Origin of the sequence: Holophaga foetida DSM 6591 (assembly GCF_000242615.2) — a bacterium.
GTDB classification, from domain to species: Bacteria; Acidobacteriota; Holophagae; order Holophagales; family Holophagaceae; genus Holophaga; species Holophaga foetida.
Map to the genome: position 1 here is coordinate 599,116 of NZ_KI912268.1, position 12,225 is coordinate 611,340.

Consider the following 12,225-nt stretch of genomic DNA (forward strand, 5'->3'; position numbering starts at 1 on the left):
CTCCTGGAGCACCGCTGACCATTGGCTTACTGCTTCCCGAGGAGACCCATGAACCGCGAAATCGTTATCCTGAGCGCCGTCCGCTCTGCCATAGGCACCTTCGGTGGCGCCCTCAAAGACATGGAACCCGGAGAGTTGGGAGGCCTGGTGATCCGGGAGGCCATCAAACGGGCCGGGGTGGATCCCGCGGCAGTCCCCTACGCCATCGTCGGCAACGTGATCCCCACCGACGCCCGCTTTCCCTACGTGGCCCGGACCGCCACCATCAAGGGCGGAATGTCCATGGACTCCACGGCCATGAGCGTGAACCGGCTCTGCGCCTCGGGCCTCCAGGCCATCGTCTCCACGGCCATGGCCATCCGTTGCGGCGAGGTGGATTTCGGCGTGGGCGGCGGCGTGGAGGTCATGTCCCGAGGTGGCTACCTCAGTTCAGATTGCCGCTGGGGCGCCCGCATGGGGAATGTCGCCATAGCCGACATGATGGTGGCGACCCTGACCGACCCCTTCGGAGCCGGTCACATGGGCATGACCGCAGAAAACGTGGCTGCCAAATGGGGCATCACCCGTGAGGAACAGGACGCCGTGGCCCTGGAATCCCAGAACCGGGCCGCCAGGGCCATCGCCGAGGGGCGATTCAAGTCCCAGATCCTGCCCCTCACCTTCCAGACCCGCAAGGGCGAGATCCTCTTCGACACCGACGAGCACCCCAAGGCCACCAGCCTTGAGGCCCTGGCCAAGATGAAGCCCGCCTTCAAGAAGGATGGCACCGTCACGGCCGGCAACGCCTCGGGCCTCAATGATGGCGCCGCATTCTTCGTTCTGGCGGACGCCGCCACCGCCCAGAGGGAAGGCCTCAAGCCCGTAGCCCGCCTCGTTTCCTCCGCTGTGGCCGGGGTCTCCCACGAAATCATGGGCGAGGGCCCCATCCCCGCCACGAAGCTCGCTCTCCAGCGGGCCGGGCTCAGCCTGGACCAGATGGATGTCATCGAGTCCAACGAGGCCTTCGCCGCACAGGCCATCGCTGTCTCCCGCGCCCTGGGCCTGGACCCCATGAAGACCAATCCCAACGGTGGCGCCATCGCCCTGGGCCACCCCATCGGCTGCAGCGGCGCCTTCATCGCCACCAAGGCCCTCTACGAGCTGGAGCGCATCCAGGGCCGCTACGCCCTCGCCACCATGTGCATCGGCGGTGGACAGGGGATCGCGGCGATCTTCGAGCGGGTGTAAGGGAAAAGATCCACCTCCAAGCAGCCCCGCCGCGCGGGGCTGCTTGGAGGTGGATCTTTTCAGGGCCTGATCCCCAGGCTCTTCAGGAAGGTGGGCACACAGGGGTTGTCGTTGTCCCGCTTCCAGAGCACCAGGGAGTCAACCCTGGCATCCTCGCTGACCAGATCCACGAAGTGGAGGTGGGGATTGGGGTAGAGCTTCGCCACGTGGCGCGTGAGGATGGTGAGCCCCAGGCCTGATTCCACCAGCATCATGAGGGTTCCGGGATCCCTGGCAGTCCGGACCACGTTCGGTCGAAGCTTGTGACGCGCGAAGAGATCCCCCAGCCAGTCCGAGGTGGCGGAGCTGACTTCAGGGGCCATGGCCACGAGGGGCAGGCCTGCCAGGTCCTCCACCCTCAGCGCACTCCTGCCCGCCAGGGGGTGATCCGGCAACATGAGCACCGCCGGGATATCGGAGAAGAGCTTGATGGACTCAAAGCCCTTGAGGTCATCGATTCCCACCGTCACCGTGAAGGCCACGTCCACGGTTCCCGTCTCCATGGCCTGCATGAGGCTGGGAATGTTATAGCCCTGGAAATGAACGGTCACCTCGGGATGATCGTGGGTGAAACGCTTGAAGAAGGTGGGGATGAACTTCTTTTCGATGCCCCCCAGGTAGCCCAGGGTGATCTCCCCGATAAGCCCGGATTCCAGCTTCCGGGCCTGCTGGATGGCGAATTCGCACTTGGCCATGACCTCCTGCATCTCCTTGAGGAGAAAGCTCCCGGCCCGGGTCAGGCTCACCCGGTGCGTATCCCGCTTGAAGAGCTTGAACCCGAGGTTCTGCTCCAGGGCGGATACCTGGTAGCTCACCGCCGCCTGGGTCAGGTGCAGGCGGACCCCGGCCTTGGTGAAGCTCAGACACTCCGCCACAGCCAGAAAGTATTTCAGCCGCTCCAGATCCATTGAACACACCCGGGAATCAGAAGCCAGGATATACAGACCCACGATGGATTCTGGACATAAATCTGACTTATAGCAGAACAAAAAACGTTTCGTTTCCCTCACCCATAATGGACACCTACCATCGGTCAAAAGCTCAATAACCGGAGGTCGTTCGTGTTCAATCCGCAAGAAAAGCTGGGGAAAAGTGTCGCTAGGCTCTCGACAGCCATCGCCCTGGGGAAACCCGACCGCACCCCGGTCATGATCTGTGCCGAAGCCTTCTGCGGGAAGGCCATGGGCGTACAACTCTCGGACTTCATCGCCGATCCCAACCGGGGCAGCGAAATCATGGCCGAGTGCTTCGCCTCCCTGGGGGAGGTGGACGCCGCCGAGTCCCTGGTGCCCACGGCCCAGATCCTGGGGGCCGCCTGGCTCTCCAAGAACAAGCTGCCGGGCCGGGAACTGGGTCCCGACGAGCCTTGGCAGGTCGAAGAAGTCAGCCTCATGAGCGCCGAGGACTATGACCTCATCGTCGAGCAGGGCATGGGCCCCTTCCTGGGCGACTACCTGGGCCGCCGTCTGCCCCAGACCGGCGCCGACGCCCAGGTCTACCTGGCCACGGACTTTCACAAGGCCGCCATGAACTTCGTGGGCCGGGGCATCCTGCCCCTCTGCCCCATCCCCTCCTTCATCCCCTACGAGACCTTCTGCTCGGGGCGGGGTCTGGCCAACTTCTCCAAGGACATGTTCCGCACCCCCGACAAGGTCCATGCGGCCATGGAGGTGGCCCATGCCGAGAACCTCCAGAGCCTCAAGGCCCAGATCGCCGCCGTGAAGCCCTTCGCGGTCTACTTCGCCGTGGCCCGGGGTGCCAGTGAGTTCCTCTCCCCCAAGGCCTGGCAGCGCTTCGTCTGGCCCTACGTCCGCAGCACCGTGGAAACCATCGTGGAGGCCGGTGCCAAGGTCTTCCTCCACTTCGACTCCTGCTGGGACCGGGATCTGGAATTCTTCAAGGAACTCCCCAAGGGCCAGTGCATCTTCGCCAGCGACCACTCCACCGACATGCGCAAGCTCAAGGAGGTGCTGGGCGACCACATGTGCCTCTTCGGTGATGTCCCGGCCTCCCTGCTGGCCCTGGGCACACCCGATGAAGTCCACGCATACAGCACCAAGCTGATCCAGGACATGGGCAACGGCTTCATCCTCGGCGCGGGTTGCCAGGTGCCCCCCAACGCCAAGGTCGAGAACGTCAAGGCCATGGTGGCCGCGGCCACCGGGAAGTAGCGGCCCTAAAAAAAATGATTCAACGCAGAGGGCGCAGAGAAAAAGAGAGAGGGCGCGGAGAGCCTGCTGGCAGAGGGTTGCCCTGTCCCAATCTCCAAGGACTTCACGTTTAATAATTAACAAATTCATCAACTAGCTCAAAACAGAGTAGCCGTTCAGCCCCCTCCGCATGGAGGGGGTTTCTGATTCCACGGGGACCGCATCAGGCTGTGAAATCCGGTGCGGCGATTCCGACGAGGCTGGCCTTCATGGCCTGAGTCAGCCACTCCAGCAGGTCCACGCCGCGCTTCCGGGCCGTGCCTGCCAGGGTCAGCATGCGCTCCACAAAGCGGGCGCCATGCTCGCTCTCCACCCCCAGGCTCACCTTCCGCCACAGCACCGCCTTGCGGATCGCCCTCTCGGCTTCATTGTTGGTCGGCACCACCCCTTCATGGGTCAGGTAGGTCCAGAGTCGATCCCATTGCCGGAGCAGATCGTTGGCTGTCCCCCGTGCTTTCTTGGTGGTATCGGGGTGCTTCGCCAGGATCTCGAACCGCTCCCGCATCTCCGCCTGGATCGACTGTGTCCCCTTGGCCAGTTCCTCCCGACTGATTTCCTCTTGCTCACACTGGTGCCACAGATGGAAAGCCTTGTCGCTGGCCAGCTTCAGCATGCAGCCCTGGGTTCCCGTCTCACCCTTGCTCTCCAACATCCCCTGCACGTCACGTCGAATGTGGCTGTGGCAGAGCTGGTGCTTGGCCTTGAGGAACTTCTCGTAGGGCTTCCATCGGTCGCGCTGGATGATGCCCGGGTAGTCCTCGCCGAGGATGTCCTTGGCCTGCGCTTGGCCCCGTCCTGGCAGAAGTCGGAAGGCTTCGGCCTCCGCCGTTGCGGCGACCCAGAGCCACATCCGATCCTCTCCGCAGCGACCGAACCCCGTTTCATCGGCGTGCACCACTGGGGAGGCCTTCACCTCTTCGTGGATCGCTCTGGCAGTCGGGGCCACAGCCTCGCTCACCGACTTGCAGCAGGCCGCCACGGAGCCCAGCGACATCCGCACGCCAAAGACGGATCGGTGCATCACCATGATCTCCCGCTTGGTCAATCGGAATCGCCCCGAGAGCATCCCGGTGAGCGCCTGGAGGCGGGGGCCGAAAGCACCCTTCGGGGTTCCCACCGGCGCAGCCGCCCGGGTGACATGCCCGCACCGGGGGCAGGCTTTGGACCACTGCCTCAGCTCCGTGATGAAGGCCCGGAACGCCGGCGACTCGCAGAACTGCCGGATGATGGCATCCCGGCGGGGAGCCTGCTCCAGGGATTCCCCGCATCTCTCGCAGGACTCGGGATCGGCGTCCTTCACCTCATCCACCTCCTCGGGCGGAACCTGCTCCCGGGTCTTTCCGGCGTGACCCGGCTGACCGCCCCGCTTCCGTCCACTCGGATCTACCGGTGGCTTGCGCTTCCTACCCATGTCCGAACTGGGAGGCTTCGAGCTGTTGCCGGAGTTCTGGGTGAGCTTGGATTCCAGCTCCTGGATGCGTTGCAGAGAGGCCGCCAACAGGGCCTTCAGCTCGTCAACTTGCCGCTGCAGTTCGTCCATCTCTCAAGCCTTGCAGCCCTGAACGAAAAGTACAACCTAGCCATTCATATCAAGTGCGAAATACCTGAACGGCTACAAAACAGATACAGGTCTGAAGTCTTCCTGTTTTTCTCTGCGCCCTTTCTTTTTAACCCTCCGCGCCCTCTGCGTTGACTCTTTTCAACTTCACCCCACACCCTTCCAGGAGGAATGGATGTCAGAGATCGTCTACCCGAAATTCAGATGGTTCGTGTTCTTCGCCCTCATTGTGGCCACCATCGGCCAGGGGGTCAGCCTCATCTGGCCAGCCCCCCTGATGGAGCAGGTCGCCAGAAGCCTCCATGCGCCCCTGGGGGTCACGACAGGGGCCGTCATGGTCTCCTTCTCCATCTTCGTGTCCATCGGCGCCATCGTCGGCGGCATCTGCTGCGACAGGTTCGGCGTCACTCCCACTCTCATCGTCAGCTCCATCCTGGTGGCCGGGGGCATGCTCCTCACGCCGGTCCTGGGACAGACCCTCAACGGCATGCTGCTGACCCGGTGCATCGCTGGACTGGGGGCGGGCCCGGTGACGATCTCCGTGGGCTCCATCGCGGCAGTCTGGTTCCCCTTCCAGCAGCGGGGCCCAATCACCGGCATCCAGGGGATGTGCGTGGCCCTGGGCATCGCCCTCGGTTTCGCATTCGCCCCCATGGCCTTCATGAGCACCCATAGCATCGGAGCCATCGGCGCATGGCTTTCCATCTTCCCGCTGGTGGGTCTCGTCCTCCTCGTCATGGTGCCCTTCGGCCCCAAGCCCCCGGTCCCCATGGACGCCCATCACAGCGCCTCAGCGGCGGCCTCCCATGACTTCGCCAAGGTGGCCAGGCTGCCTGTCTTCTACTTCGGCATCCTGGCCATCTTCTGCATGAGCTGGGCCTTCAACGCCGTCAACGATCTCACGCCGGTCTACCTCTCCGCCCAGCCCCCCCTGGGAGCTGGCCACGGCATCCTGAACGCCGGGAAGTTCATGGGCATGGTTCAGATCTCCATGATGGTGGGTTCCACCCTCAGCGGCTTCCTCCTGGCCAAGCTCTTCAAGGGCAAGGTGCGGATCGCCTGCACCCTGGCCTTCGTGGTCATGGCCCTGGGCGTCCTCTGCCTGAAATCGCCTGCCATCGCCGGAAACCTCAAGGTGCTCCCCCTCTGCCTCTTCGCCATCGGCTTCTTCGAGGGCTGGATCATCCCCAACTGCATCGCCTTCGTCTCCATGAACTTCCCGGGGCATATCGTGGGCAAGGTGGTGGGCATCTGGATGGGCCTGGGCATGGTGGGCGGCACCGTAGGCGTGGTCGTGGGCGCGGCCCTCCTGCACCACACGGGCCTCTATCAGGCTTCCCTTATGACCATCGGCATCGTGTGCGTCGCCGGGCTGATCTTCTCAAGCTTCCTCAAGGCACCCTCCGCGCTCCTGGCAAAGGAGCCTGGATTCAAACCTCTACAGGAAGGCTGATCCGACCCTATCGATTCATGGACACCAGGCCCCCGTTCAGGGGGCCCGTGTGTCCCAGCATCGCCTCCACCAGCTCCTCCGGGCCCCTGCCCAGGGGGAGCACCATGGGCAGGCGGCTCCAGGCCGCGATGCGGCTGCGCCAGCGGGCCATGAAGGTGGCCCGCTCCTGAGCCAGGGGACGGTGGGGATCCCCGGCCACCCGATCCCAGGCCTTGTGGGGGCTCTCCGCCAGCCAGAGGCAGGCGAACCCGGAAGCCAGCGCCTGGACGCGGTTCTCCTCCCGCTGCCAGGCCCCGGCCCCCAGGCAGAGGACGCAAGGGGTCCGCAGGGCTTCCGCCATGTGGCGGGTCTCCAGATCCCGGAAGCCCGTTTCGCCGGCATAGGCGAAGATATCGGGGATGCTGGTGCCGGTGCGCTCCTCGATGAGGTCGTCCAGATCCACCAGGGGAAGCCCCAGGCTGGGAGCCAGGGCCTTGGCCAGGGTGCTCTTGCCACCGCCGCTGCCCCCCACGATGAGCACCCCCCGACCCGCATGGACTGCGGGCCGCTGACGCCAGCGGAGGCACTGGGCCTCCCAAAGCAGCTCGGCAGGATCCGGTGCACTCCAGATCTCCCCCACCATGGCCAGGCTCTCGGCTCCGGCCTCGAAGCAGTCCCTGGCATCCCCCAGGGTCAGCCCCCCGATGGCGATGGGGGCCACGTCCCTGGCCCGCAGCAGCCCACAGCCGATCCGCAGCCCCTCCAGGCCCATGGGTTCGGCATGATCCCCCTTGGTGGCGGTGCCTCGGAAGGGGCCGCATCCGGCGTGATCGCAGGCGGGATCCACCCGCTGCCACTCCGCTTCGTCATGGGTGGAGGTGCCGATGTGAAGCCCTTCCAGGCCCGGCAGGCGGCGGGCCTCCGAGGGGGGCAGATCATCCTGTCCCAGGTGCAGGCCCCAGGGAGCGAACCCCTCCTGGGCCGCCAGCACCGCCAGATCCGAGCGGTCGTTGACCACGATCAGGGGCCAGCCGCCGTTATCAGCGGACTCAAGCAGCGCTTGCCGAAGCTGGAGCCACTGTTCCCGGGCATCCAGGGGCTTGCCCCGGAACTGGACCAAGGGGAAGCCCAGAACGCCGAGGTGACGGACCTGTTCCGCCAGAGGCATGGCCAGCCTGGCATCGGTGATGGGGTAGATCGGGGGGAAATGCATCATGCGGAGACGGCCTCGAACTGCAGCTTCACCAGCTTGGCATAGTGCCCGCCCTGCTCCAGCAGGGCATCGTGGTTGCCCCGCTCGATGAGGCGCCCCTGGTCCATCACCCAGATCTCGTCCGCATCCCGGATGGTGCTGAGGCGGTGGGCGATGGTGAAGGTCGTCAGGCGGTGGCTCACCCGCTCGATGACGGTCTGGATCTTGTGCTCCGTCTCGCTGTCGATATTGGCAGTGGCCTCGTCCAGGAGCAGGATCTCGGGGCGTCCGTAGAGCATGCGGGCGAAGGCCACCAGCTGGCGCTCCCCGGCAGAGAGCTTCTGGCCCCGCTCCCCCACCTGGGTTTCCAGGCCCTCCGGAAGCCTCGACACCAGATCCTCCAGCTGGCTCTGCTCCAGCACGGAGAGGAGGCGGGCGGCATCCCTGTCCCGCCCCAGGAGGATGTTCTCCTCCAGGCTTCCAGAGAAGATGAAGACATCCTGAAGCACCAGCCCGAAGATCCCCCGGAGCTCCTTGAGCCGAAGCTCCCGCAGATCCAGGCCATCAAGGGTGATGCGCCCCTTCCCCACATCGTAGAATCGCATCAGCAGGTTGATGAGGGTGCTCTTCCCGGCGCCGGTATGGCCCACCACGGCGACCCGCTTGCCCCGGGGAATGACCCCCGAAAGCCCCCGGACCACATCCCGCCCCCCCTCGTCGTAGGCGAAGGAGACCTCCTCCAGGCGCAGCTCGTGGCGGAAGGTGGGCACCTGGGCATGCTCGATCTCCCGGATTTCGTCCTGGTTGTCCAGAAGCTTGAAGATCCGTTCACTGCTGGCCATGGCGGTCTGCATGACGTTGTAGCGCTCCGCCAGCTCCCGGATGGGCCGGAAGAAACGCCCGGACTGCTGGATGAAGGCCAGGAGCAGGCCCATGGTGAGGGCCCCGGCCTGGAGCTTGTAGCCCGCGAAGAGGATCAGGGCCGCCAGGGTGGCGCTGGTGATGAACTCCACCACCGGGAAGAAGACCGCGTAGGCGAAGATGGTGCGGATGAAGGCATCCAGGTAGCTGCGGTTGAGCCCCGCGAAGGCGTCGCGGCTGCTGGTCTCCCGCGCATTGAGCTGCACCAGGCTGATGCCGCTGAGCTGCTCCTGGAGGAATGCCTGGATGGCCGCGTAGCGCCCCTGGGTCTCCCGGAAGGCCTCCCCGGCCTGGCGCCGGAAGATCTCCGTGGCCAGGAGCAGGAAGGGCATGATCCCCAGGGCGATGAGGGAAAGCCCCACGTGCTTGGAGAACATCCAGATGATGATGGCCAGCAGGGTCAGGGCATCGCCCACCACCGCCACGAAGCCCGAGGAGAACATTTCGTTGAGGTTCTGGACATCCGTGGTCACCCGGGTCATCAGGCGCCCCACGGGGTTGTGGTGGAAGAAGCTGGTGGAACGGCGCATGAGGTGCGCAAAGAGCTCCTGGCGCAGGTCCAGCATGGCCCGCTGCCCCACCCAGGAGAGCAGGGCGTAACGCCCCAGCTGCACGAAGAAAGCCAGCACCAGGGAGCCGATGAAGGCAGCCACCAGGGGACCAGAGCCCCGGAGGGTCCCGGTGGCCAGGTGGTGGTCCAGGAAGCGCAGGGTGAACTCCGAAGGCACCACCTCCAGCGCCGCCCCCGCCGCCATCAGGACCAGCAGCACCAGCAGCCCCAGCCAATAGGGCTTGAGATAGGACACCAGCCGCCACAGCAGCATGTGCCGCATGGGCTGCTGCTCGACCTGGTCACTGTGGAAGAAGGTGTTGCTGGAATCCGCCATGGAGACATTCTTTCATGCATCGGCCCGGACCCCGCAAGCGGACTGAGCGATCAGGGAAGAGACAGCCGCGTTTCATCCCCCGGATCAAGCCCTGACCTTGAGCGGCTTCGCCCCCACCCGGTCCAGGGGGCTCCCGACCCCGTGCCCCCCACGGTTGAGCACATGGGTGTAGATCATCGTGGTCTCAACGTTCTTGTGCCCCAGCAGCTCCTGGATGGTGCGGATGTCATGGCCGGATTCCAGCAGGTGGGTGGCGAAGCTATGGCGCAGGACATGGGGCGAGATGGGCTTGGCCAGCTCCGCAGCCCGCGCCGCCAGCCGGACAGCCTTCTGGACACTCTCCGGATGGAGATGATGGCGGCGCATCACCCCCGACCGCGGGTCCACCGAACGCAGGTGGGAGGGAAAGACCCACTGCCACCCCCAGGCCCGCGGCGCAGCCTTGAATTTCTCGGCCAGGGCATCCGGCAGGGCAACCTCGCCGAAGCCCTCCTCCAGATCGCGCTCATGGAGTGCGCAAACCTTGCTCAGATGAGCCCGAATCGGCGGCACCAGAAGATCAGGCAGCATGGTCACCCGATCCTTCCCCCCCTTCCCATCCCGGATCAGGATCTCCCGGCGGTCGAAGTCGATATCCTTCACCCGCAGACGCAACCCCTCCATCAGCCTCATGCCGGTCCCGTAGAGCAGCTGGGCCACCAGCGCCATGACCCCCTCCATCTGATCAAAGAGGGCGCGCACCTCGCCCAGACTTAGCACCACCGGCAGCCGGGGTGCCGTCTTGGCCATCACCACCTCCGACAGCCATGGAAGCTGCAGGCCCAGAAGCTGACCGTAAAGAAACACCAGCGCCGCCTTGGCCTGGTTCTGGGTCGAAGAGGAGACCCCGCGCTGCACCGCGAGATGAGTCAGAAAAGCCTCGACCTCCCCTGCCCCCATCTCCCTCGGATGCCGCTTCCCGTGGAAGAGGATGAAGCGCCTCGCCCAGTCCACATAGGCCTCCTCCGTCCGCAGACTGTAGTGACGCACCCGCAGACTCTCCCGCAACTGGTCCAGCAGCTTGGGAGGGTTCCCCGGAACCCCCTCCATCCGCCCTTCACCGGTCTGCCTAAACTCCTCACGCATGACCACCTCCGCATGGTTCATGAGTTCGCCCATTGAGGTAAACGACGGATTGCCCTACCATTCATCCTAACAACGAATGGTGCATTCTATCGCATTTTTTTCGCCACCCAATCCCCCTTATTCAGTACGCCTAATCATCCCCCACCCCAACCAACCCCCACCACCCCCCCAACAACGTTAGGCGCACTCAACACACGTTGAATTGCGTCGCCCAATTTTCGTTAGGCGTGTCGCTCCGTCTGGCTTCAGCGCCGTTCACAAGCCTTTTACCAGCTTTCCAAGTCTCCTCGCTTTCCCTCAAAAAGGCCTCGTTCTGGGGTTCCTCAGTGTTCACTCCATGGCATTCGCCCCTCATCGCCTTTTCGGATACGCTCATTTCATCGTTTCCTCATCCACCACTTGCCCGATCCGCCCTTCGTCTCGTTCCACCTGGCCTCCTCAACGCCTCCCGGCCAGCGCCCTTTCGTTCAGGTCCACGCTCCGTTCACCGTTCCTCCCGCCGCGTCCCACTCCCAGGTAAAAGCCCAGCGCGCCTAACCTTCCATTCAACTCGGACCCAACAGCCGCGATCTACTTCCAAGTCTTCTCCGCATGATTCCTTCGCATCCTTCCCCCTCGCACCGTTTACCGGCTGTTGGTCCGGTTAATTCCTTTCGTTAGGCCGCGACCGGCCGCCAGGATCTATCATGTCCCTTGACCAGAAGCAGGAAAAAAGCTTGAGTGCGCAGTTACTCATTAGTCGCCTGATCGTCGCTGCCCTTTGCTTTGGGTCAATTGCAATGTATGCGGCGGTATACCTGGCAGCAGTCTTGAAAGGTAATATCAAGGGCTACCTCATCGGTTTTAAATCAGTTCCATTTACAAGCCCTCCGGTAATCATCCTCCTTGCGATCTCAGCGATAACCTTTGTCGCCGTGCTAGTGCTTCTTCGACTGTTTCAAACCAAGATCCGGTTTAAACCATCCTCCGTCCTGGGTTTAAACCTAGTTTCCGTCTTAATCGCTAGTGCCGGCCTAGAGACGATTGCGATCTATGGCTTGGTTCTTGGATTCATGTTTGGTCCAGACCTCTCCAGCCTTACTCTCGCCATGCTTCTAGTCACCGTCGCTGGCGGCATCTTTATCTTCCCGCGCGCAAACCAGTGGCGGTCAATGCTTGAGAAAAGTCTGTCCTCTTCAAACCAATAGCTTGTAAATCACTTCACGGCCTAACCAGCCGTTCAACCCGGACCCAACAGCCACGATCTTCCAATCTCCCCCATGCACTCCGCTTTCTCGTCCCCTTCGCTCATCCCACCGGCTGTTGGTCCGGTTAACTCCTTTCGTTAGGCGCGTCGCTCCGTCTGGCTTCAGCGCCGTTCACAAGGCTTTTACCAGCTTTCCAAGTCTCCTCGCTTTCCTTCAAAAAGGCCTCGTTCTGGGGGTCCTCAGCTTCAACGCTCTCCAGAATCAGCCCACTTCTGCTCTCCAGAAGCAGTCCTTCCTGGGCGCAGGATCTGAATCCCGTCTCTCTCGTTTTTCAGGGTGCATGCGGCGATCCCGGGTGGTTCCCGGAGCGGAGGCCGTAGGCCGACGCGGAGGGAACTGCCCGGGATCGCCGCGGCGCGAGTGGGTCAGCCCTGGGGGTCCCGCAGG

General features: G+C 63.7%; 9 protein-coding genes. 4 read left to right on the forward strand and 5 right to left on the reverse strand.

Translation table 11 applies throughout. The features are described from left to right. Positions 1 to 48 precede the first annotated feature (48 nt). Positions 49 to 1,227: an acetyl-CoA C-acyltransferase family protein gene (locus tag HOLFODRAFT_RS0202640; protein ID WP_005031810.1), complete on the forward strand. Its 1,179-nt coding sequence runs from the start codon at positions 49 to 51 to the stop codon at positions 1,225 to 1,227. A 59-nt stretch (positions 1,228 to 1,286) separates the two neighbouring features. On the opposite strand, the gene HOLFODRAFT_RS22465 is transcribed toward HOLFODRAFT_RS0202640, so the two are convergent. Further along, positions 1,287 to 2,174 carry a LysR family transcriptional regulator gene (locus tag HOLFODRAFT_RS22465; RefSeq protein ID WP_005031812.1) on the reverse strand — a complete coding sequence of 296 codons (888 nt, stop codon included), beginning with the start codon at positions 2,172 to 2,174 and terminating at the stop codon, positions 1,287 to 1,289. 153 nt (positions 2,175 to 2,327) lie between these two features. Here HOLFODRAFT_RS22465 and HOLFODRAFT_RS0202650 point away from each other — a divergent pair, with 153 nt between their 5' ends. Continuing rightward, complete coding sequence (locus tag HOLFODRAFT_RS0202650; protein ID WP_005031814.1) at positions 2,328 to 3,437, forward strand: uroporphyrinogen decarboxylase family protein; 1,110 nt, start codon at positions 2,328 to 2,330, stop codon at positions 3,435 to 3,437. Positions 3,438 to 3,639: 202 nt separating this feature from the next. Here the strand turns inward: HOLFODRAFT_RS0202650 and tnpC are convergent, their stop codons facing one another. Continuing rightward, on the reverse strand, positions 3,640 to 5,016 hold the full coding sequence (gene tnpC, locus HOLFODRAFT_RS0202655) for an IS66 family transposase (protein WP_005031817.1): 1,377 nt from the start codon (positions 5,014 to 5,016) through the stop codon (positions 3,640 to 3,642). Positions 5,017 to 5,209: 193 nt separating this feature from the next. Between tnpC and HOLFODRAFT_RS0202660 the strand changes: the two genes are divergently transcribed. Then, complete coding sequence (locus tag HOLFODRAFT_RS0202660; protein ID WP_005031819.1) at positions 5,210 to 6,487, forward strand: MFS transporter; 1,278 nt, start codon at positions 5,210 to 5,212, stop codon at positions 6,485 to 6,487. Positions 6,488 to 6,494: 7 nt separating this feature from the next. On the opposite strand, the gene HOLFODRAFT_RS22470 is transcribed toward HOLFODRAFT_RS0202660, so the two are convergent. The 3 genes from HOLFODRAFT_RS22470 to HOLFODRAFT_RS0202680 all read right to left on the reverse strand — a co-directional run bounded on the left by HOLFODRAFT_RS22470 (position 6,495) and on the right by HOLFODRAFT_RS0202680 (position 10,591). Further along, complete coding sequence (locus HOLFODRAFT_RS22470; protein WP_005031820.1) at positions 6,495 to 7,682, reverse strand: shikimate kinase; 1,188 nt, start codon at positions 7,680 to 7,682, stop codon at positions 6,495 to 6,497. Further along, positions 7,679 to 9,466, reverse strand: a complete 1,788-nt coding sequence (locus HOLFODRAFT_RS18965; protein ID WP_005031822.1) for an ABC transporter ATP-binding protein — start codon at positions 9,464 to 9,466, stop codon at positions 7,679 to 7,681. The genes HOLFODRAFT_RS22470 and HOLFODRAFT_RS18965 overlap by 4 nt, the downstream gene beginning before the upstream one ends. Before the next feature lie 84 nt (positions 9,467 to 9,550). Next, a complete protein-coding gene (locus HOLFODRAFT_RS0202680; RefSeq protein ID WP_425280002.1) occupies positions 9,551 to 10,591 on the reverse strand; it encodes an integron integrase in 1,041 nt (346 codons plus the stop codon). Between the two features lie 686 nt (positions 10,592 to 11,277). Here HOLFODRAFT_RS0202680 and HOLFODRAFT_RS0202690 point away from each other — a divergent pair. Further along, positions 11,278 to 11,778, forward strand: a complete 501-nt coding sequence (locus tag HOLFODRAFT_RS0202690) for a hypothetical protein (protein ID WP_005031829.1) — start codon at positions 11,278 to 11,280, stop codon at positions 11,776 to 11,778. Positions 11,779 to 12,225: the final 447 nt, after the last annotated feature.

Excerpts from the sequence above, each read along its gene's own strand:
- HOLFODRAFT_RS22470 (WP_005031820.1), bottom strand. The coding sequence starts at position 7,682 with ATGATGCATTTCCCCCCGATCTACCCCATCACCGATGCCAGGCTGGCC.
- HOLFODRAFT_RS0202640 (WP_005031810.1), top strand. The coding sequence starts at position 49 with ATGAACCGCGAAATCGTTATCCTGAGCGCCGTCCGCTCTGCCATAGGC.
- HOLFODRAFT_RS0202690 (WP_005031829.1), top strand. The coding sequence starts at position 11,278 with ATGTCCCTTGACCAGAAGCAGGAAAAAAGCTTGAGTGCGCAGTTACTC.
- tnpC (WP_005031817.1), bottom strand. The coding sequence starts at position 5,016 with ATGGACGAACTGCAGCGGCAAGTTGACGAGCTGAAGGCCCTGTTGGCG.
- HOLFODRAFT_RS18965 (WP_005031822.1), bottom strand. The coding sequence starts at position 9,466 with ATGGCGGATTCCAGCAACACCTTCTTCCACAGTGACCAGGTCGAGCAG.
- HOLFODRAFT_RS0202680 (WP_425280002.1), bottom strand. The coding sequence starts at position 10,591 with ATGCGTGAGGAGTTTAGGCAGACCGGTGAAGGGCGGATGGAGGGGGTT.
- HOLFODRAFT_RS22465 (WP_005031812.1), bottom strand. The coding sequence starts at position 2,174 with ATGGATCTGGAGCGGCTGAAATACTTTCTGGCTGTGGCGGAGTGTCTG.
- HOLFODRAFT_RS0202660 (WP_005031819.1), top strand. The coding sequence starts at position 5,210 with ATGTCAGAGATCGTCTACCCGAAATTCAGATGGTTCGTGTTCTTCGCC.